Genomic DNA, 18,824 nt, shown 5'->3' on the forward strand with positions numbered 1-18,824 from the left:
CATGCGCGCCCGGCATAGATGCGCGCATGACCGCGATCGACATACTCGCCCTTGGTGAACCGCTCATCGAGATGGTGCGCCTGCCCAAGAATGATCAGCCTGCATCCATCGGGCAAAGGCTCTACCGCTCCGGCATCGGGGGTGACGCGCTCAACGCGCTTGTTGCCGCGGCAAGGCAAGGTGCCCGGACCGGCCTGATATCCTCGGTGGGTGACGATCTTTTCGGACATGACATTCTGGAATTTTGCGCGGCGGAGGGGATCGATACGCATGGGGTGTCCGTCGACCCCGCCCATCCGACGGGCCTCGTCTACATCGATCCCGATCCGGCGGACCGACGCTTTTTCTATAGCCGCAAGGGATCGGCGGCGAGCCATCTGGGGCCAGGCAACATCTCGGAGGAGATGGTCGCAGCCTCAAGGGTCCTGCACGTCACCGGGGTCACCCTTGCCATCAGCGAGACCATGCGCGCCGCAGCGTTCCATGCGGCGCGGGTCGCGCGGGCGCAGGGTGTCCTGGTGTCCTTCGACATCAACTTCCGTCCCCGCTTGTGGTCGGTGGAAGAGGCACTGCCCACCATCGAAGAATTCCTGCCACTGGTCGACATTGTCCTGCCTTCCGAAGACGAGGCCGGGGCGTTGATCGGCCTTGCCTCGGCAGGTGATATCCTGAGCCACTTCGGAGACCATGGCGCGCGGATCGTGATCCTGAAACGTGGTTCAGAGGGGGCGGTCATGCTGGCCGGGGACGAAACCATCACGATCCCCGCCGTTCCGGTTCGCGCGGTCGACAGCAGCGGCGCGGGTGACAGCTTTGCGGGTGCCTTCCTGGCCCACTTCCTTGAAAGTGGCGATCCACGGAACGCGGGCCATCGCGCGGCCCAAGTTGCGGCCCAAACCGTCACGGGCTGGGGCGCCACAGAAGCCATCCCGCGCCGGGCGGACATCGGCGGGGACACGGGCTGAGGCGGGAGTGACTCCACAACCTCTGTCAGCAGGTTGTGTCGCGGACCTTGAGATCAGATTTTCGACCCCAAGGCATAGGTGCGTCTACATTTGATTCGGCAGGAACAGCACCAGCGCCGGGAAAGCCAGAAGCAGGATCAGCCGCAGGATATCCATCATCCAGAAGGGCGTGACACCGCGAAAGATCGTGGCGGTCGAGATGTTGTCGACCACGCCCTTGAGGATGAAGACATTGAGGCCCACGGGCGGGGTGATCAGGCTGATCTCGATCACCACGACGACGACGATGCCGAACCAGATCGGATCGAACCCCAGCGAGGTCACGAGCGGAAAGAAGATCGGTACCGTAAGCAGCAGCATCGACATGCTCTCGAAGATGCAGCCCAGTGCGAGGTAGACGAGCATGATCATCACCATCACGGCCCAGGGGCCGAGGTCGAAGCGCGTTACGAGATCCAACAGCCCTTCGGGCAGGCCCGCGAGGTTGACGAAGTTGGAGAACACCCAGGCCCCGATCAGCACGGCGGGTCTTGTCAGATTAACTTGGCTTGAGCGGGGCAGGGCGGTTTCGTAGCGTCTGGCTATGACCAGACCTGCCTCGTTCAAGTACTTTAAAACCAGCCCTGAGATCATCCGCCTTGCAGTGATGCTCTATGTCCGGTTCCCGCTGTCACTCCGCAATGTCGAGGACCTGCTGCACGAACGCGGCATCGACGTCAGCCATGAAACTGTGCGCTACTGGTGGAATAGGTTCGGGCCGATGTTTGCCTCTGAGATCAGGCGGAAGCGGGTCCAACAACTCCGCGCCTATTCGAATTGGAAGTGGCATGTGGACGAGGTCTTCGTGAAGGTGAATGGCAAGCGTCACTATCTGTGGCGTGCTGTCGACCACGAAGGCGAGGTTTTGGAAGCTGTCGTGACGAAACGCCGAAACAAGACGGCGGCATTGAAATTCCTCAAGAAAATGATGAAGCGCCATGGCAAAGCCGAAGAAGTCGTTACCGACCGCTTTGCATCGTACAAGGCAGCGCTAAGGCAGTTGGGGGCGCTCGAAAAACAAAAGACGGGTAGGTGGCTCAACAACCGCGTTGAGAACTCACATCTTCCTTTCCGGCGACGAGAACGTGCGATGCAGCGTTTCCGACGCATGCGAAGTTTGCAGAAATTCGCTGCTGTCTACTCTTCCGTCTACAACCATTTCAACCAACAAAGATCGCTCACCAGCAGAGACACTTTCAAGTTAACGCGCACCGCCGCTCTTGCTGAGTGGCGCGGTCTCTGCGCTGAATAGAGGTTCGCTGCTCTGCACTAGCGGAGACTGGTTCGCATTTGTCTGACAGCACCCGCTGGACTGTCGTTTGGGATGGCTGGAAAGAACCACCAATCATCTGGGGCATCCTCGTTGGCGACCCCAGTTCCGGAAAGAGCCCCGGCCAAGATGCCGTTCTGGACCCGATCAAGGAAATCGATAAGCAGTTGAGCGCAGAATATGTCGGTGCCCGCGATAACTGGGCGCGCAAGGATGTAGTTGCCAAGCTGGTGGCATCGAAATGGAAGGCCGATGTGAAACAGGCTATCGCGGATGTTTGCGAACCTCCTGCGAAGCCTGCCGAAGCGGACGCAGGCGCACCGCCCATTCGGGGTCGGATTCGCATCACTGACACCACCACCGAGAAAGCCGCAGAACTGCTGTGTGACGGATGGCGCGGATTGCTGCTTTCACGTGACGAGCTTTCGGGATGGCTGACAGGCATGGATCGCTACAACGGTGGCGGTGACCGACCGTTCTGGTTGGAGGCGTTTGGCGGGCGCAGCTACACAGTGGACCGGAAGAACAACCCTGAGCCGGTCATCGTGGATCATCTGACCATCGCCGTGCTTGGGGGCATTCAGCCCGACAAGCTGGATAAACTTCTCATCAAGACTGACGACGACGGGCTGCTGGCCCGGTTCTTGGTGGCGTTTCCTGCCCCGGCACCGCTGCGCCGCCCGACAACAACAATGGACAACAACACCATTCGTCAGGCGTTCGAGCGTCTGCGCGGGCTTGAGCCGATCACTGATAGCAACGGTGAGCGACGGCCCCATTACCTCCCTCTGAGCGAGGCCGCTCAGAACGTGTTGCAGCAATTCCGCGAACAGTGCCGAGATTGGGAGGCTGACGCGGCTGGCCTAATGAAGAGCCATATCGGCAAGATGCCTGGTCTGGCCGTTCGCGTGGCAACCGTACTTGCCCTCCTCGACTTCGCCATAGACAGTACCAACCCCGTCAAAGAGATTGAGGCGGGACATCTAGGGCGGGCCTGCCACTACGTGGGGGAGCATATGCGCAAACATGCGCACCGGGCCTACGGCGCCGAGTCAATGCCTCCTGAGCTTCGTGGAGCAAGCCGTATCGCCGAGATCATCAAGGCGGAAGGCCTGCGTCAGATCAACACCCGCGAAATTCAGCGGCGTGGCTTGCAGGGATTGCAATCGGCCAGGGAAATCGGCCCTGCCTTTGCTGCTCTTCAAGGTGCGAACTGGATTGCTCCAATGCAGCTCTCGGCACCAGGCCGCCCCGCCAAGAACTTCGCAGTCAATCCGCGTGTGTGGGGCTTGAAATGAGCAAGTGGTTGGCTTTGGCAAATGTGTCAGGTGAGAAGATCAACTCCCCACCTGACAATATGACAAAACCTGACAAAACCCCCTCAATTCAACCTGAGGGGGCGTTTTGTCAGGTTCTGTCCAATTGTCAGGAAGAGGATGTGAGAAAAATTGTCGAACCAGTCGCAGACGACATGCGGCATGGTTTTACGGTCAACGGAAGCCCGAAGACTTGGACCGGCAAAATTATGTCCTTAGATGATTGGCGGAAGTTGAGTGACTGGCAAAAGCACGGCCCCGACGGCCGCATGTGGTGTGGGGCTTGCCGTGAATGGGTTTCAAACTGTGCTCATGTTTAGTCCGGACGGTGAGGGTGATCAGGCGCATTTTCTCTCGACGTCACTGGAGAAACAGCGTTCGAGGATTTCGAGAACTCTCCTCGCGCGATTTGGGGTTTTACAAACCACTGGGCAAAAGTGGGGGTAGCCGCGCGTCAAGGGGTCTTAGAATCGGGCAAGCAAAAGTAAGCAATTAGCTGGAGGAGGATATGGGACGGCGAAGTCGCTGGTTCACTGAACTGATCGAGAGGATTCGCAGCGAAGTCGAGAATGAGACAAGGTCTCGCCTTTGCTCATCATGTCGTTTGTGTCCTGCAACCAAAGATCTTCCTATCGACAAGCATCGCTATTGTTATGTTTGTGACTCTAGCTCGTGTCAGACGCTTTACCAAAAGGGGATTGGCGATGATGGCAGTCCGCTGCCCAAGAAGAAGCGGCCGGATTGTAGCGCGAAGACAAGATCGGGGACGCTTTGCAAGGCAAAAGTCGTCCCTGGCAAGAAACGCTGTCGGCTTCACGGTGGCCTCTCAACTGGCCCAAAGTCTAAAGAAGGACGCGAACGGATCGCTCAGGCTCAACGACAGCGCCACGCCAGAAGCTCGAAAAGAAAGTCGGGGTGAACCCATGACGCTGTCTAACAATTGTATTTCTCAGGCAGCTTGGTGGACCGATCAACCATGAGTGCCTTGAAGACGATGAACCGCTTCTATGGCCAATTCCGCTGTCTGTTCGGCGGTCTTGGCTCCACCTGCATGGTTTGGTTCGATCGCGTGCGCAAAGTCTTCGTCATCGATAGGCGGCCAGGTGAGCCTATTGTTCAGTTCGTCCGCTGGTGTGACATCAGACGTAGCGAAAGCAAACGGCAGTTTTTCGCGGAAGCGGACGTTGTTCACGAAAGCAGCGATCGGCAGCAACGAGCCCAAACTGTGCGCAACTTGTAAAAGCCAAGCCGGTCTGACAACGTTGATCTACACCGCATCATGATTGATCAAGGCACGAGAAAGGAAAGCAGAATGCCGTATCCAGATTTCATAACAGCATTTCCGAGTATTGACGTTCCCTTCCCCGATGATGTCGTGCAGACAGCGGTGGTGCGGTCAGACAATGGTCTGGTGGCCTTCTTCACCTTCCTCAAGGATATGGAACTTCCCCCACATTCTCATGGTGCGCAGTGGGGCACTGTCGTCGAAGGGCAAATCGAGTTTACCATCGGTGGAGAGACGAAGATTTACAGACCCGGTGACAGTTACTCAATTCCGGCAGGCGTTGAACATGGGGCTTTGATCAAGTCCGGAACGCGCGTCATAGACGTCTTCGAAGAAGCTGATCGATACTTAATCAAGCAGTAGCGTGCGTCCGCTTCGTCCGCTTCTGAGACATCGGACGCAGTCAAAACGAGTGGCCGCTTACGGCAGCTTTCCGGTCATCTGATGAAAAGACTCGGATGACGCAAACGAGCCCGAAGGCGACTCTTTCAGATTTCGGCGCCGACATGTAGTCTTCGGTCCATGAGTGGCGATACCCAAAAGCGAACGGCTTTCCTGCGAGAGTATCTTGCCGGAGTTCAGTCTATGGACCCGGAACGCGCCATGCGTGCCGCCGCGCCTGGATACCTGTGGTACGACGGATTGGTTGCCGAGCCGATTACCAAGGATCGCTTCGCAAACTACCTTTTAGGCTGGGAAGAGAGAATGAAGGCGATTGGAGGTACCGGTCGCTACGAGGTTTCAGACGAGTTATCCGCAGATCAAGATGGGCATATACTCCGATGGGCATGGTGGCGGTTCGTCGGCACGGATGTGGGCGGATCAGCCCTACTTAAAGTCGGAGACGAAGGCGTGATCTACGAGAAGATCGCGTACTTCAAGCCGGTTGACCCAGCGAAGGTCTGATGACGCTGCTCGGCGGTCAGTAAGGCTGATCGGAGTCATGTCCGCAAAGGGGCAGTACTTCAGACATCTGACCGAAGCGCTCAGATGACGGCATAGAGCCCATTTTAGACATTTGTTTCGATTGCAGTAATGGGCACTGCCCTGAGAATTTCGCGGATAGCCTGGCTTGTGCTACACTTGCAATTTACGGCTTCGGGAATTCTGGAGCCAAAAAAGGGAGGACTATATGGCGAGCACATATCAGGGGGGGGTGCGACCACGTTCATGTTACTACTTCCGCCGAGCCAATCGACAACCATGAGTACCACTGCAATGTCTGCAAATCCGTGACAGGTCAGCAGCACACGCATGTCGCTTTCTTCAACTGGGGCGATTTGACCGCCGACCATCCCGAGAAGATGGCGAGGCAACCATTCAACAAGGACAACCCAGACGGTCCGCTGGAACTTTGCACGTGCTCTGAATGCGGGGCGGCTCTAATGCTGGACGATAAGGAAAGACGGATCCGTGTCGCCGTCCCAAATGTTATGGGCTATGACGATGCGGCATTTCCTGATGCAACCTACCATGCGTTCTGGGATGAGAGTAAAGGCTACCCCAAACCATCCGACGGCCGACCGGTCTACGATGGACTCCAACCAAGCTTTACCTGGCCTGCTGGTGTCTAATAGCATGCAGGAGAACTGCCACGCTCCGCGAATGGCCGGGCGAGCCCAAATCAAACGCGGTTCTGACGCATTGCGTCCGCAACGCCAGCATCAATTTGTGCACTCCATTGTTCCGCATGGAAATGATCCGTGTCAGAATCACTTTTTCAGGATGCTGAGGGATCAGAAAAATGAGCAGGTTTGAACAGCCGAAGAAAACAAGGGAAATCCACAACCATCATTTTGACTCCACTATCTGGAACAATTTCGAGTTTCGAGATGACGATATAATAATCGCCACCTACGCGAAATCTGGTACTACTTGGGTTCAGCAGATCGTCAGCCAACTGATATTCAATGGCGCCGAAGATATCGACGTTGCCGAAATGTCGCCATGGCTGGATCTTCGGGTTCCGCCGAAAGAGATCAAGCTGCCTGAGGTCGCGGCGCAAACTCATCGACGCTTCCTCAAAACTCACCTGCCGGTAGATGCGCTCGTTTTCTCTCAAAAAGCCAGATACATATACATCGCCCGCGATGGCCGCGACGTAGTCTGGAGCTTCCACAACCACCATGCCAACGCGAATGACGCATGGTATGATGTTCTCAACGAAACGCCCGGCCGGGTTGGGCCGCCGATTGAGCGACCGACTCCTGACATCGTGCAATATTTCCGAGACTGGCTGGAGAATGATGGCTATCCGATGTGGCCCTTCTGGGAGAACATCCGAACTTGGTGGGAGATCCGCCATCTACCAAACGTGAATTTGATCCACTTCGAAGCACTCAAGCGCGATATGCCGGGAGAAATTCGACGCATCGCCGATTTCCTTGACATCGAGATTGACGAGGGCCGCTGGGAAGCGATCCTGAAGCACTGTTCATTCGACTATATGAAGGCGAATGCAAGCAAGTCAGTGCCCATGGGCGGCGTCTTTTGGGACGGCGGTGCACAAACCTTCATCCACCAAGGCGTGAATGGGCGATGGCGTGACATTCTGCCTGATGACGACAAAGCCCGCTATGAGGCTAGAGCCTTGGCGGAACTCGGGACGGAATGCAGTAGCTGGCTAGCTTCTGGAGGATAGCGGCTCGAAGGAAACTCTCATGCACGCCAATCCTTGACCATGGTCATGTTCTCGAAAACCAGTTGTCGAACCATCAAGGCAAAAGACTCTGCGGCTGATAGCGGCGCTGAGGGGCAGCTATCAGCATTCAAGCAGTAATCTGACTACCTTGCTCAGATGTCTTAGGTGAGCCCTCTCTGACCTGTGCTGCGTCGGCCATGCGCAGACAACGCCTTTAGCAAAGTTGGAACGGTTTCGCGGCAACGGACGTTCGCGTCGTGTGCAGCGATCTTCAGGGGTTGCGTTGCTTGCCAATCTTCGCTTCGCAGCAGTTCGCGCTGCAATCATTTAAGAGCTCTTAATGCTGCCATAGCCGGTCGCGCGTTCATGGGATTTCCTTTGCTGCATAGGTCGCCTCAAGGCGCATCGACAGGTAATCGGCGGCGCGGATTGGAGGGTATTTGGCCTCTCCGGTCCCCGGAAGTGCGCTGACCAGAGCATCAGGATTGGCTTCGCAAAAGAAAGCCACAGATCGACGCTGGCGCGCCGGGGGCAAAACACGGTGCGGTGTTGATACGTAGATATCGTTCGTCCAACGCATCAGGCAATCGCCGATATTGACGATGTACGCGTGCGGTATTGCGGGAACGTCAATCCAGTCGCAGCCTCGCGGGCGCACCTGAAGACCTGGTTCACCGTCTGTCATCAAGAGGGTTATGGCCCCATAATCGGAATGTGCCCCGGCCCCGATCTCGTTCACAGCTCCGGAAGCGGGTGGATAGTGCAGGAGGCGAATGGCCGACATTGGCTCGGCGAAAAGCGAAACAAAGTAGTCCGTCGGCAGACCCAAGTCTTCCGCCATCACGCTCAGCAACGCCATCGCCTGAGCCTGGCAGGCTTGATAGTATTCGAGCATCGTCTCGGCAAAACCGGGAATGTCGGGCCAACGGTTCACCCCTCGAAACGATTCATTCGCGAGTATTGCAGGGTCATCCGGTGCAAGATCGTACCCGATATTGAAGGTCTCCTTAGTATCCACTTCGGGTCGCGTTTCGTCGAGCGACTCGTCCCCTGGCTTGGCCCAGCCCCGGTAATGCGGTGTGTCGAGGATGGAAAGCTTAGCTTTTTCATCCGGCGTCTGGCTGAAAAACACATCCGCAAGTCGAAAGACCTCAGATCGCAATTCCGCAGGGACCTGTGTGTTGGACAGAAAGAAAAAACCGGTTTCACGTACAGCCTTGCCAAGATCGGCAACAAAATTCGCACGATTCTTCTTTGCATCACTCCAATCGAGCATGGGAAGCATGCCGTCGGTTCCTCCGTCCAAGTAACATTTCGTTTACGAAAACTCGAACCAGTACGCCCAATAGTCCAGGCAGGCTAGTCACCTGGTTGCAAAATATGGACCATGTAAAAATAGGTCAAACGGGATTGGCACGAGGCATAGTCCTGATATTTGCGGTCATCATCACTTCCTTGCGGCGAACGCCCGGTTAGTCCCGCAGCTCGGTCGTTGCTGCTTCTTAAATCAAGGTCCGGTTCTAGCGTAAGCCGCTGTAGAGGCATCAAAGCTGACGTTCCTGCAGCGGAGACTGACCGTGATCGATGACTTGACCGGGATCAAAGCATCCGTTGACCAGAGACGTTAGCTCTGACGCACAGCTTCGGAAAGATCACCCCTATGAAGTATTGGCTGCTTTTGGTTCCGTTTTTTTGATGGGAGCCACTGTAGAAACGACAAACGCAGGAAGAACGCTCTACGTGCAAAACTGTGCTGCGTGTCACGGTGTTGATGGGAGGGGCGATGGGCCTGAGGGCGTACGTTTGAACACACCACCCGCGGATTTGACGAAGATTGCGGCCCGGCGCGACGGGATGTGGCCCGCCCTAGAAATCATGGATATACTCAGCGGGTATTCCCGCAACGTCCTGCCGCGCGAGGATATGCCGGTTATCGTCGACATTTTAGACCATGAAATGAGCGAGTTCGATCCGGGCAATGGCGAGCCGATCCTGATGCCTACCAAGCTGATCGAGATCGCAAGTTACCTTGAGTCATTGCAGGATCCCGCACCGACATCTCATCTTCCCTGAAAGAACACGTAGCTGAGCTGATGGTACACAATCGATTTGGCCGAACAGGTGGTCACGAGTGACTGATAACCGCGGCCCAGCTAACATCTGACCGAAAGCATCTAGCTGGTTGGTCGCCAATTACACCGTGTCTACTATGCCACCATGACCGACACTCAACCCTCCGCAGCTCTACCTTTTCGCTACCGTGTCTCGGGTATGGACTGCGCAAAGGATGCGGCGCAGATAGAACGCGCGGCACAGGCCGCCGGAATTGCGCCAAACGCGGTGAAGGTATCGGCAGCCACTCACATCATGACCCTCAATGTACCTGAGGGGCGGCTGCCGGAGATCGAAAAAGCGGTTGCGACGACAGGTTACGGATTTGACCGCATCGAGCGCGACGATGATGCTCAGGCCGACGCAGCGCACCAAGACCCGTCCTATCGTCGTGCTCTTTGGACTGTCGTTCTTCTGAATGTCGGCTACGGCGTGATAGAGATGGTTGGCGGATTTCTGGCTGGGTCACAGGCCGTCAAGGCGGACGCGCTCGACTTTATCGGCGACGGCCTCATTACGCTTCTTGGTCTTTTGGCCATTGGTTGGAGCCTTGCGTGGCGAGCGCGATCTGCTCTGATCCAAGGCATATTTCTTGGTATCCTCGGACTTAGTGTGCTCACGACAACGCTATGGAGGATATTCACCCAGACTATGCCGGACGCGACCCTTATGGGCGTATTTGGGATAATCGCTCTCGTGGTGAACGTTATCGCCGTACTGCCACTGATGCGGTTCCGTAAAGGTGATGCAAATATGCGTGCCGTTTGGCTGTTTTCACGCAATGACGCTATTGGCAACGCTGCCGTCGTTGTAGCGGCTGGTCTTGTTGCGTGGCGTGGCAGCGGGTGGCCCGATCTGATCGCTGCTTTTGGGATTGCCGGACTATTCTTGCATTCGTCTTGGTCGATCATCCGCGATGCACAGGCCGATTTGAGAGCTGCCCGATGACCCCAAAAGGCGGACAATGAATTTGAGTTGGCAATGGGGGGCTTTGTCCGCTTGTAAGACATCGGATGCTGCCGCAGCGGATGGCTGGTGTTGGTAGTAGCGCTCGGTGCAAATCAAAAGCGGACGTTGCCGCGGCGCGAGCCTGTCATGATTGACTGGATACGATGAGTTACCGGTCATGCGACGTTTGTCTGGGATGAATTTGTTTCACGCTATTGACATGGGATGAATTTGATTTACCCTAATGGCAGCAAATGGAGACTTACAAGATGATCTCTACGGAGTTCATAGCTGGCCTAGCTGACATCATGGGCGTCGAGCGCACCGAATTGGCGACGGTTGATCGCGCGCTTGCAAAGAGAGGCATGCGTCGGATTTCGCGTGGGCGATTTCGCCCAGACATCACCTTGGAGGAGGGGCTCTCGATTGTCTTGGGCTGGGCCGGGACTCGAAATCTTACCTTGGCGGCGGACGAAGTTGAGAGGCTGCAGAAGTACGCTCTGCATGTTGAAGAACCAACATACGAGGACAACGGCGTCTTCGAGCAGATTTTTGGCGCATCCCAAAAGAAAATGGCGGGAGAAACCTTCCAAGAGCTCCTGGTGCAGGCTGCCCGAAACCTCGGTGCCGGTCAGTATGAGCCAAGGGATTTGTGGGTAAGTATTGAGAAGGACGGAGACGTCGATATCAGCTATCGCACAGGCTCTCGTCGCGTAACACTTTCATTTTTCTACCTTGGGAAAATCGAATTCGGGTCGGCGCGGCAAGTGCAGGTGAAAGTGCGCATAACCGGTGTGGTTCTCAAGTGGATTTTTGACGTCACGGAGGGCAACTGATGCCAAGACCTTTGCTTCCGAAGGCCAAGGAGATCACCGACATTGCACGGTCGCTGAGAGCAGAGGGCTTCAATGCCATCTGCATCGAGACGGATCCTGATGGAAGAGTTTCCATCATCATCGGGGAGAGTGGTGTACAGGGAAGCGTGACGCCGTTGGAAAAGTGGAAGACTTCACGTGGCGCTGCCTAGAGGGGTTCATCGAGTTCGCCGGAAGCTCGCGAACGGGAGAAGCCGATATCACTTTTATGCGTGGCGTGGCGGCCCCAAATTCTGGTTGGACGATATTCCGAACCCCCGGGACCCTGACTTCAATGTTGCATATGCCGATGCCATAAAGCGTCCGAAACCAAAGGCGATCATGACACCTACTATGGTGGACATGTTCCTTGGGAGCGCGGCGCGCGCAAAAGCCCCTCGGTCATTCGAAGATCAACGTAAGTGGTTGCTTCGCTTAGCAAAGCACTTCCATGATGCACCTGCTGTCATTTTTGAAGAGCGCGGGTCACGTGGAGAGCTTAACAAGTGGCGGGCACAATGGAAGCATTCACCCAAACAGCATGACATGGCAGGAACGCATGCTGTCAGGGTTCTGAACTGGGCGGTCGAAGAAGGGCTGCTCTCGGAGCATCACTGTCATCGATTGCCTAAGCTTTACCAAGTGGATCGGTCCGAGGTTGTTTGGACGCCGTCTGACCGTGAGGCCATCAACGCGATTGCACCTGAGTGGGTCCGAAGACTGTTATGCGTCGCCTGTGAAACGGGTCTTCGCCCAGGCGATCTCATCAAACTGACCAGGGCCTCGGTGGAGCAAACACCGCAGGGCCGTCGCCTGAGAATAAGAACGAACAAACGGGGCAGGGTGGCTCACATCCCAATCACGCAAGCCTTGGCAGATGTCATCGATGCAACGCCTTCTGATCGGATGCTTATTCTATGCAATGCGAGCGGCGGAAGGCTGACCGAACACCGAGCATCTGAAGGTCTTCGGCAATGGCGGGACAAGGCAGGTCTAAGCCAGGAACTCCGCTTGCAGGACTGTAGAGGCACGGCCGCAACGCGCCTTCTAAATGCGGGTCTGAGCCTGTCGCAGATTGCCAGTCACATGGGATGGTCTTTGCGTCATGCTGCGAACGTCATCGAGCACTATGCACGTGTATCGCCGAGTGAAACCGATGCTGTATTGCTCAAGTTGGCAGACTCGAAGAAATCCAAAGCGTGAACAAAACTGTAAACGATGCTGTAAACCGTGGGTTCAGCGTACTTTGCTCTTCTGCCTAAGTGATTGATTTTAAATGGAGGCGAGTACCGGAATCGAACCGGTGTACACGGATTTGCAATCCGCTGCGTCACCACTCCGCCAACTCGCCGACCAGTGGTTTTTGCTGACTATCCGATAGCTGCTGCCGCTGCAAGATACATGATCGGTGAAAGTCTGCCGCAAGCCGTTGCTGACCGGACGGCGATGTGGCACATCTTGTGGGCAAGATTCCGAACGGACAAGTTTGACAGATGACTGACTACACCGCACGCCGCACGATGATGGTCGACACGCAGGTGCGACCTTCGGATGTCACGAAATTCCCGATCATCGACGCGATGCTGACCGTCAAGCGCGAGGACTTCGTGCCCGCCTCCCAGCGCGAAGCCGCCTACATGGGTGAAAACCTCGACCTGGGGCAGGGGCGCGTGCTGCTCGAGCCGCGTACGCTGGCCAAGATGCTCGATGCGCTGGCGATCACAAACCGCGAGATGGTGCTCGATGTCGGCTGCGCCATGGGTTACTCCGCCGCGGTGATCGCGCATATGGCCGAGGCAGTCGTCGCCGTCGAGGAAGACGAAAGCATGGCGGCAGAGGCGCAGGAGGCGCTGGTCGCGGCGGGGGCGGACAACGTGGTGGTGCACCACGGATCGCTGGCCGAGGGCGCGGCGGCGCACGGGCCTTACGACGTCATCGTGATCGAGGGCGGCGTGATGGAGGTGCCCGATGCCCTTCTGGACCAGCTCAAGGACGGCGGCCGTATCGCGGCGCTGTTCATGGAAGGGGCGCTGGGCGAAGTGCGGATCGGGCACAAGCGCGGCGATCAGGTCAGCTGGCGGATGTCCTTCAACGCAAGCGCGCCCGTGCTCGACGGTTTCAAACGCGAGGTCGCGTTCCAGTTCTAGGCAGCCCCGCGCCATCGCGGGCGGGCGGTACAACAGCAAAGAGGTCAGAGGCCCATGTTCATCAGCAAATTGCCCGCAGGGGTCCGGCTTGCCGCAAGTGTGTGCGTTCTGGGGCTGGGCCTTGCCGCGCCGCGTGCCGCTGATGCCGACACCCTGGCCGATGCCCTCGTGGGCGCCTACACGTATTCGGGTCTGCTGGAACAGAACCGTGCCCTGCTGCGCGCCGCGGACGAGGACGTTGCTGTGGCCGCGGCCGCGCTCAAGCCGGTGCTGCGGTGGTCCGCCGGGCTGACACAGAATTTCGGCCGGGTTCGCACCTCGGCGTCCCGCGTGACCATCGACAACGATGACCTGACGGCGGCGTTGAACCTTATCGCCGAACTGGTGCTCTACGACTTCGGATCGCGCCGTTTGCGCATCGAGGCGGCGAAAGAATCTGTCCTGGCCACGCGCGAGGCGCTGCTCGACATCGAACAGCAAATCCTGCTGCGCGCCGTGGCCGCCTACATGGGCGTGATCGAGGCGCAGGAATTCGTCGCCCTGCGGGAAAACAACGTCCGCCTGCTGACCCAGGAACTGCGTGCAGCACAAGACCGTTTCGATGTGGGCGAGGTCACGCGCACCGACGTGGCGCTTGCCCAGGCGCAGCTGGCGCAGGCCCGCAGTGGCCTTGCCGCGGCGCGCGGTGAACTGGTCAGCGCGGTGGAGGAATACCGCAACGTGGTCGGCCGCGACCCCGGAACGGTGCGCCAGCCGTCGAGCCTTCCCGCGATCCGCGAGAACGTCGATGCTGCCAAGGCGGTCGCCGTGCGCAATCACCCGTCGCTGAAAAGCGCTCAGCACCAGGTGGCCGCGGCCGATCTTCTGGCGCGCGCCACCTTGTCGGACATGAAGCCGACCATCAACCTCACCGGCCGCCTCGCGGCGACGGAGAACCTGAACGCCAACGAATTCAATCGCGGTGGCTCCATCGGACTTGAGGCGGGGCAGACGATCTACCAGGGCGGCGCCCTGTCGGCCACGGCCCGGCGCGCGCAGGCCCAGGCGGATGCGCAGCGCGGCAACCTGCATACCGTGCGCAACGATGTCACCCAGGACGTGGGAAATGCCTATGCCACGCTGACAACCGTTCAGGCGCAGCTTGCAGCCTCCGAGCGGCAGGTGCGCGCGGCGCAGATCGCCTTCGACGGCATCCGCGAGGAAGCTGCGCTTGGTGCGCGGACCACGCTCGACGTGCTCGACGCCGAGCAGGCGCTGCTGGATGCGCAGTCGCTTCAGGTGCAGGCGCGTGCGGCGCTCTATGTCGCGGCCTATCGTATTCTCGCGTCCACCGGACGCCTGACGGCCAAGGACCTGCGCCTGCCGGTCCAGCTTTACGATCCGGCCGAGTATTACAACCTTGTCAAGGACAGCCCGGCACGGTTGTCCAAACAGGGCCGTCAACTCGACCGTGTGTTGAAATCACTGCAAAAAGACTGACAATTTTCACGGCCCCATTGTGGGAATCTCTCCGCCGGGCTACCGTGGCGGCGAGATAAGAGTGGTACAAGAAAATGTCCGACCCCGTCACCAATGCCGAGGTGGAAGACGTTCTGTCATCGATCCGCCGCCTGGTGTCCGAAGACAAACGTCCTTTGCAGACCCCGAAACCCGAGCCGCGGAACGACCGTCTGGTGCTGACACCGGCGCTGCGCGTGGCCGAGGACACGGCACCGGCGAAATCCGCTGAAACCCCGGCGGCCGAGGGGGCCGCCGCTGCGACACCGGCAACGGAGCCCCGGATGGAGGGGTCGATCGCCGAGGAAGCGTCGCTCGACGCGCCGCCGGAAGCCCTGGCCCAGCAGGCGCCGGAAGACAGTGGGGAAGAGGACCTCGAGGCGGGCGCGCCCGACATCCTGGCGGAGGACTACTCGACCGATCCCTACAATTTCAGGGACGATGAGGACATCTACGGAGAGGGCGATCAATTCGCCATGTCCGACGATACCGACGAGACCGATTTCGACGACCGCGCGGCAGACACCGACGAGGCCTTCGAAACCGCCGCCTATATCGGAGAGGACTTCGACGAAGACGAGGACGAAGACGAGGATGAAGACGAGGATGAGGACGCGGTTTCCGGCGAAAACCGTTCCGAGGCCGCCTTTGACGCTCCAACTGACGCTCCAGCCGATGATGACTGGCGGGAAAGCCTGCAGGAGGCCGAGCTTCCCGCTCCTGAGGTGAACCGTTCCGCCTCTCTCAGCGCCAAGATCGAGGCGCTTGAGACCGCTATCGGCAGTATCGCGGACGAATGGGAACCCGATGACCCCGGCGAAAGCGACTATGCGGGTACGGAACCCGAAACCATGGCATGGGAAGACGACGCGCCCGAGCAGGCCAGCGAACCCCCGAAGTTCGTTCATGCCGCGCTCTTCGCCGCGCGCCGCGAACAGGCGGACCGTACCCCGGAGCCCGAGGCCAAGCCACAGGCTTCCGCACCCGAGACACAGACTGCCTCAACCCGGGAAAGCACGCTCGACCTCACGCAGGAAGAGCAGTTGATCGACGAAGAAACCCTGCGTGATCTTGTAAGCGAGATCGTGCGCGAAGAATTGCAGGGCGCCCTTGGGGAACGCATCACCCGGAACGTCCGCAAACTCGTCCGGCGCGAGATTCACCGGGCGCTCACGGCGCAGGAGCTTGAATAGGCGCGCGCCGGGCTCAGACCTCTTCGGCCAGCTTCAGCATTAGTTCGATGTCGAAATGCGCTTCGACGTGATCCGCCAGCGCATCGAGTGCGTCATCCACGCCAAGTTCGAAGGCGATTTCAGAACGCGCACCCAGCTCCGCGAGATAGGCTTTCCGGAACGCATCCGAACTGAAAAGACCGTGCATGTAGCAGCCCTGAACCTGACCGTTCCTGCTCGCCGCCCCTTCGGGACGTCCCTCGAACTCAAGCCAGGCGCGTCCGGTGTCCGGGCCCGCAGTTTCGCCGATATGTATCTCGTAGCCTGAGACAGCGGCACCGCTCGCCGTATGGATTCCGTCCTTCAGGGACAGATGCTTGATCGGGGCCATCACCGTTTCGATCTCCAGATGACCCAAACCGGCAACGCTGCCCGGTGCCCCCTCGATCCCTTCGGGGTCCGAGATCGCCCTGCCCAGCATCTGGTATCCGCCGCAAAGGCCAAGGACGCGCCCGCCCCGGCGCAAATGGGCGGCAAGGTCGATATCCCAGCCTTCGGCGCGAAAGGCAGCAAGGTCGGCGATGGTGGCCTTGCTGCCCACCATCAGCACGAGGTCCGCATCGACGGGCAGGGGGCTGCCCGGCATGATGACGCGCAGATCGACGCCGGGTTCGGCGGCCAGCGGGTCGAGATCGTCGAAGTTCGAGATCCGCGGCAGACGCGGCACGGCGATCACGCAGCCCGTGCCCCCAGAGGTGGCGCGGCCGGGCAGGTCCATCACATCCTCTGCGGGCAGACGATGGGCCCGGTCGAACCACGGGATCACACCAAGCGAGGGCCAGCCGGTGCGCCGCGCGATGTCATCGCGGCCCGCGTCAAAGAGACTGCGGTCGCCCCGGAACTTGTTGACGGCAAAGCCCCGGACCAGCGCATTGTCCTCCGCCGACATTACCGCCTGCGTGCCCACGATTTGCGCAATCACGCCGCCGCGGTCGATGTCGCCCATCAGGATGACCGGCACGCCCGCCGCGGTGGCAAAGCCCATGTTGGCGATATCGCCCGCCCTCAGGTTCGTCTCCGCCGGGCTGCCCGCGCCTTCGACAATGATCAGGTCGCAGCGCTGCGCCAGCCGCTGGAAGGACTCCAGCACCGCGGGCATCAGTGCGGCCTTGTTCTTGCCAAAGGCCGCCGCCTCCTGATGCCCGGCGATCTGCCCCTGCACGATCACCTGCGCCCCGGTCGAGGACTGTGGCTTGAGCAGGATGGGGTTCATATCGGTATGCGGGTCCAGCCCCGCTGCCCGCGCTTGCAACGCCTGCGCGCGGCCGATCTCGCCCCCATCGGCGGTCACGGCGGCGTTGTTCGACATGTTCTGCGGTTTGAACGGGCAAACCCGCAGGCCGCGCCGGACGCAGGCCCGGATCAGACCGGCGACGATCATCGACTTGCCGACATTGCTGCCGGTGCCTTGTATCATGATGGCTTTTGTCATGTGATGAACCCGTGCCGTTTGGCCGCAAACTGGCGCAAATCGGGATGCTGTGAAAGGGGCTTTGAGGTGAACACGCCCGCCCATCTGTTGCTTGGCGCTGCGGCTCTGGCCCGTGGTGAGAAGCGCGGCCTGATCTGGGCGGCGCTGGTCGGTGCGCTGCTGCCCGATCTATCGCTATACATGCTGGCGGGCGCGGCGATCTGGCTGCTGGGCATTCCGCCGCGCATCGTTTTTGACGAATTCTATTTCTCGCAAACCTGGCAAACGGTGTTTGCCATCGACAATTCCTTCCTTGTGTGGGGTTTCCTTCTGGCGCTTGCGGTCTGGCAGCGGCTTGACTGGGGCATTGTGCTGACCGGTGCGGCGCTCTTGCATCTGGCCCTGGACCTTCCCCTCCATCATGACGACGGGCGCCCGCATTTCTGGCCGATCACGACCTGGGTCTTCGAAAGCCCGCTGAGCTATTGGGACCGCAGCCGGGGTGCCGGGTGGATCGCACCCGTCGGGGCGGCCGCGGCCACCGTCGCGGCGATCCTTCTGTGGCTGCGCAGGCCCGGCTGGCTGCTTTCGGCCCTCATCCTCTGCCTGTTGCTGGCCGAGTTGATGGTGGCGCAGGTCTGGATGTTCGTCTTTTCGGGGGCCTGAACGAAAAACGCAGCCCCAGGGGGCTGCGCCAATTGCAACGTATCAGGTTCGGATCAGGCCGCTTCGGCCTGCAGCGCGGCATTGCGGCGCTCGGACTCCTCGCGCGAGAGCGCCACGGAGGTGCGCACGCCCTTGGCCACGAATTCCATCAGGCCCGCGACGACACGCTCGTTGGGGTCGATCCCTGCGCAACTCAGCACTTCACGGCCATCGCGCGAGCGTGCCCAGCGGGCGATCTGCTCGGGACCGTTGCCATACTTCTTGTCGTCTGCGATTGCATCATCCAGTGCGGCGAGCACCACGGCAGCAAAAAGCTTGCGGGCGCGGTTGCCCTGCTCATTGTTGAACGCGGTCCCATCAACGAAATCTTTCAACTCGTCGTCCTTTCCATTATTCTTGCTCTTGTCATTCGGGCGTGGCGTCTCTTATGACCCATATCCC

22 protein-coding genes, 1 tRNA gene and 1 pseudogene are annotated in these 18,824 nt (G+C 59.0%); 18 read left to right on the top strand and 6 right to left on the bottom strand.

The features are described 5' to 3' along the window. Positions 1-26: 26 nt before the first annotated feature. Positions 27-965: a sugar kinase gene (locus AB2B41_RS07035; RefSeq protein ID WP_367877056.1), complete on the top strand. Its 939-nt coding sequence runs from the start codon at positions 27-29 to the stop codon at positions 963-965. 84 nt (positions 966-1,049) lie between these two features. Here the strand turns inward: AB2B41_RS07035 and AB2B41_RS07040 are convergent. Next, a pseudogene (locus AB2B41_RS07040) lies at positions 1,050-1,592 on the bottom strand (TRAP transporter large permease subunit); the annotation flags it as partial. On the opposite strand from AB2B41_RS07040, the gene AB2B41_RS07045 reads away from it, so the two are divergent. From AB2B41_RS07045 to AB2B41_RS07060, 4 genes are all read left to right on the top strand, one after another. Next, complete coding sequence (locus AB2B41_RS07045) at positions 1,549-2,256, top strand: IS6 family transposase (RefSeq protein ID WP_367877058.1); 708 nt, start codon at positions 1,549-1,551, stop codon at positions 2,254-2,256. The pseudogene AB2B41_RS07040 and the gene AB2B41_RS07045 overlap by 44 nt on opposite strands. 38 nt (positions 2,257-2,294) lie before the next feature. Beyond that, a complete protein-coding gene (locus AB2B41_RS07050) occupies positions 2,295-3,572 on the top strand; it encodes a DUF3987 domain-containing protein (RefSeq protein ID WP_367877059.1) in 1,278 nt (425 codons plus the stop codon). Then, the gene (locus tag AB2B41_RS07055; RefSeq protein ID WP_367877060.1) at positions 3,569-3,910 is read left to right on the top strand and encodes a hypothetical protein; all 342 of its coding nucleotides are present in this window, start codon (positions 3,569-3,571) and stop codon (positions 3,908-3,910) included. Before AB2B41_RS07050 ends, AB2B41_RS07055 begins: the two co-directional genes overlap by 4 nt. Before the next feature lie 188 nt (positions 3,911-4,098). After that, the gene (locus AB2B41_RS07060) at positions 4,099-4,509 is read left to right on the top strand and encodes an HGGxSTG domain-containing protein (protein WP_367877061.1); all 411 of its coding nucleotides are present in this window, start codon (positions 4,099-4,101) and stop codon (positions 4,507-4,509) included. Between the two features lie 51 nt (positions 4,510-4,560). On the opposite strand, the gene AB2B41_RS07065 is transcribed toward AB2B41_RS07060, so the two are convergent. Beyond that, a complete protein-coding gene (locus tag AB2B41_RS07065) occupies positions 4,561-4,803 on the bottom strand; it encodes a hypothetical protein (RefSeq protein ID WP_367877062.1) in 243 nt (80 codons plus the stop codon). A gap of 99 nt (positions 4,804-4,902) precedes the next feature. On the opposite strand from AB2B41_RS07065, the gene AB2B41_RS07070 reads away from it, so the two are divergent. From AB2B41_RS07070 to AB2B41_RS07085, 4 genes are all read left to right on the top strand, one after another. Continuing rightward, a complete protein-coding gene (locus AB2B41_RS07070; RefSeq protein WP_367877063.1) occupies positions 4,903-5,238 on the top strand; it encodes a cupin domain-containing protein in 336 nt (111 codons plus the stop codon). Positions 5,239-5,397: 159 nt separating this feature from the next. Further along, positions 5,398-5,781 carry a hypothetical protein gene (locus AB2B41_RS07075; protein ID WP_367877064.1) on the top strand — a complete coding sequence of 128 codons (384 nt, stop codon included), beginning with the start codon at positions 5,398-5,400 and terminating at the stop codon, positions 5,779-5,781. A 239-nt stretch (positions 5,782-6,020) separates the two neighbouring features. Then, entirely contained in the window at positions 6,021-6,449 is a 429-nt protein-coding gene (locus AB2B41_RS07080) for a GFA family protein (protein WP_474104440.1), read from the top strand. Positions 6,450-6,619: 170 nt separating this feature from the next. Continuing rightward, entirely contained in the window at positions 6,620-7,516 is an 897-nt protein-coding gene (locus AB2B41_RS07085; protein WP_367877066.1) for a sulfotransferase domain-containing protein, read from the top strand. 364 nt (positions 7,517-7,880) lie between these two features. On the opposite strand, the gene AB2B41_RS07090 is transcribed toward AB2B41_RS07085, so the two are convergent. Next, entirely contained in the window at positions 7,881-8,801 is a 921-nt protein-coding gene (locus AB2B41_RS07090; RefSeq protein ID WP_367877067.1) for an isopenicillin N synthase family dioxygenase, read from the bottom strand. A gap of 410 nt (positions 8,802-9,211) precedes the next feature. Here AB2B41_RS07090 and AB2B41_RS07095 point away from each other — a divergent pair, with 410 nt between their 5' ends. The 5 genes from AB2B41_RS07095 (at position 9,212) to AB2B41_RS07115 (ending at position 12,633) form a co-directional block, all read left to right on the top strand. After that, positions 9,212-9,589 carry a c-type cytochrome gene (locus tag AB2B41_RS07095; RefSeq protein ID WP_367877206.1) on the top strand — a complete coding sequence of 126 codons (378 nt, stop codon included), beginning with the start codon at positions 9,212-9,214 and terminating at the stop codon, positions 9,587-9,589. 144 nt (positions 9,590-9,733) lie between these two features. After that, on the top strand, positions 9,734-10,576 hold the full coding sequence (locus AB2B41_RS07100; protein ID WP_367877068.1) for a cation efflux transmembrane domain-containing protein: 843 nt from the start codon (positions 9,734-9,736) through the stop codon (positions 10,574-10,576). 269 nt (positions 10,577-10,845) lie between these two features. Next, on the top strand, positions 10,846-11,412 hold the full coding sequence (locus tag AB2B41_RS07105; RefSeq protein ID WP_367877069.1) for a hypothetical protein: 567 nt from the start codon (positions 10,846-10,848) through the stop codon (positions 11,410-11,412). Next, positions 11,412-11,603, top strand: coding sequence for a hypothetical protein (locus tag AB2B41_RS07110; RefSeq protein WP_367877070.1), 192 nt, complete (start codon positions 11,412-11,414; stop codon positions 11,601-11,603). The genes AB2B41_RS07105 and AB2B41_RS07110 overlap by 1 nt, the downstream gene beginning before the upstream one ends. A gap of 85 nt (positions 11,604-11,688) precedes the next feature. Beyond that, complete coding sequence (locus AB2B41_RS07115) at positions 11,689-12,633, top strand: tyrosine-type recombinase/integrase (protein WP_367877071.1); 945 nt, start codon at positions 11,689-11,691, stop codon at positions 12,631-12,633. A 74-nt stretch (positions 12,634-12,707) separates the two neighbouring features. On the opposite strand, the gene AB2B41_RS07120 is transcribed toward AB2B41_RS07115, so the two are convergent. Continuing rightward, positions 12,708-12,781 (bottom strand) — tRNA-Cys (locus AB2B41_RS07120). Between the two features lie 142 nt (positions 12,782-12,923). Here AB2B41_RS07120 and AB2B41_RS07125 point away from each other — a divergent pair. From AB2B41_RS07125 to AB2B41_RS07135, 3 genes are all read left to right on the top strand, one after another. Further along, entirely contained in the window at positions 12,924-13,577 is a 654-nt protein-coding gene (locus AB2B41_RS07125) for a protein-L-isoaspartate O-methyltransferase family protein (protein ID WP_367877072.1), read from the top strand. Between the two features lie 54 nt (positions 13,578-13,631). Continuing rightward, the gene (locus tag AB2B41_RS07130; RefSeq protein ID WP_367877073.1) at positions 13,632-15,056 is read left to right on the top strand and encodes a TolC family outer membrane protein; all 1,425 of its coding nucleotides are present in this window, start codon (positions 13,632-13,634) and stop codon (positions 15,054-15,056) included. 74 nt (positions 15,057-15,130) lie between these two features. Next, positions 15,131-16,267: a hypothetical protein gene (locus tag AB2B41_RS07135; protein ID WP_367877074.1), complete on the top strand. Its 1,137-nt coding sequence runs from the start codon at positions 15,131-15,133 to the stop codon at positions 16,265-16,267. 13 nt (positions 16,268-16,280) lie between these two features. Here the strand turns inward: AB2B41_RS07135 and AB2B41_RS07140 are convergent, their stop codons facing one another. Next, positions 16,281-17,738 (bottom strand): cobyric acid synthase, encoded by a 1,458-nt coding sequence (locus tag AB2B41_RS07140; protein WP_367877075.1) that lies wholly within the window; start codon positions 17,736-17,738, stop codon positions 16,281-16,283. A 66-nt stretch (positions 17,739-17,804) separates the two neighbouring features. Between AB2B41_RS07140 and AB2B41_RS07145 the strand changes: the two genes are divergently transcribed. Further along, positions 17,805-18,383: a cobalamin biosynthesis protein CobQ gene (locus AB2B41_RS07145; RefSeq protein ID WP_367877076.1), complete on the top strand. Its 579-nt coding sequence runs from the start codon at positions 17,805-17,807 to the stop codon at positions 18,381-18,383. 53 nt (positions 18,384-18,436) lie between these two features. On the opposite strand, the gene AB2B41_RS07150 is transcribed toward AB2B41_RS07145, so the two are convergent. Then, positions 18,437-18,757 (bottom strand): DUF6280 family protein, encoded by a 321-nt coding sequence (locus AB2B41_RS07150; RefSeq protein ID WP_367877077.1) that lies wholly within the window; start codon positions 18,755-18,757, stop codon positions 18,437-18,439. Positions 18,758-18,824 lie beyond the last annotated feature (67 nt).

The sequence above is a fragment of the Sulfitobacter sediminis genome, assembly GCF_040811725.1.
GTDB classification, from domain to species: domain Bacteria; phylum Pseudomonadota; class Alphaproteobacteria; order Rhodobacterales; family Rhodobacteraceae; genus Sulfitobacter; species Sulfitobacter sediminis.

Bases quoted from the DNA above. Each gene is read 5' to 3' on its own strand.
- AB2B41_RS07075 (WP_367877064.1), top strand. From the start codon at position 5,398: ATGAGTGGCGATACCCAAAAGCGAACGGCTTTCCTGCGAGAGTATCTT.
- AB2B41_RS07105 (WP_367877069.1), top strand. From the start codon at position 10,846: ATGATCTCTACGGAGTTCATAGCTGGCCTAGCTGACATCATGGGCGTC.
- AB2B41_RS07060 (WP_367877061.1), top strand. From the start codon at position 4,099: ATGGGACGGCGAAGTCGCTGGTTCACTGAACTGATCGAGAGGATTCGC.
- AB2B41_RS07070 (WP_367877063.1), top strand. From the start codon at position 4,903: ATGCCGTATCCAGATTTCATAACAGCATTTCCGAGTATTGACGTTCCC.
- AB2B41_RS07135 (WP_367877074.1), top strand. From the start codon at position 15,131: ATGTCCGACCCCGTCACCAATGCCGAGGTGGAAGACGTTCTGTCATCG.
- AB2B41_RS07095 (WP_367877206.1), top strand. From the start codon at position 9,212: ATGGGAGCCACTGTAGAAACGACAAACGCAGGAAGAACGCTCTACGTG.
- AB2B41_RS07085 (WP_367877066.1), top strand. From the start codon at position 6,620: ATGAGCAGGTTTGAACAGCCGAAGAAAACAAGGGAAATCCACAACCAT.
- AB2B41_RS07140 (WP_367877075.1), bottom strand. From the start codon at position 17,738: ATGACAAAAGCCATCATGATACAAGGCACCGGCAGCAATGTCGGCAAG.
- AB2B41_RS07125 (WP_367877072.1), top strand. From the start codon at position 12,924: ATGACTGACTACACCGCACGCCGCACGATGATGGTCGACACGCAGGTG.
- AB2B41_RS07130 (WP_367877073.1), top strand. From the start codon at position 13,632: ATGTTCATCAGCAAATTGCCCGCAGGGGTCCGGCTTGCCGCAAGTGTG.
- AB2B41_RS07090 (WP_367877067.1), bottom strand. From the start codon at position 8,801: ATGCTTCCCATGCTCGATTGGAGTGATGCAAAGAAGAATCGTGCGAAT.
- AB2B41_RS07110 (WP_367877070.1), top strand. From the start codon at position 11,412: ATGCCAAGACCTTTGCTTCCGAAGGCCAAGGAGATCACCGACATTGCA.
- AB2B41_RS07035 (WP_367877056.1), top strand. From the start codon at position 27: ATGACCGCGATCGACATACTCGCCCTTGGTGAACCGCTCATCGAGATG.
- AB2B41_RS07100 (WP_367877068.1), top strand. From the start codon at position 9,734: ATGACCGACACTCAACCCTCCGCAGCTCTACCTTTTCGCTACCGTGTC.
- AB2B41_RS07045 (WP_367877058.1), top strand. From the start codon at position 1,549: ATGACCAGACCTGCCTCGTTCAAGTACTTTAAAACCAGCCCTGAGATC.
- AB2B41_RS07055 (WP_367877060.1), top strand. From the start codon at position 3,569: ATGAGCAAGTGGTTGGCTTTGGCAAATGTGTCAGGTGAGAAGATCAAC.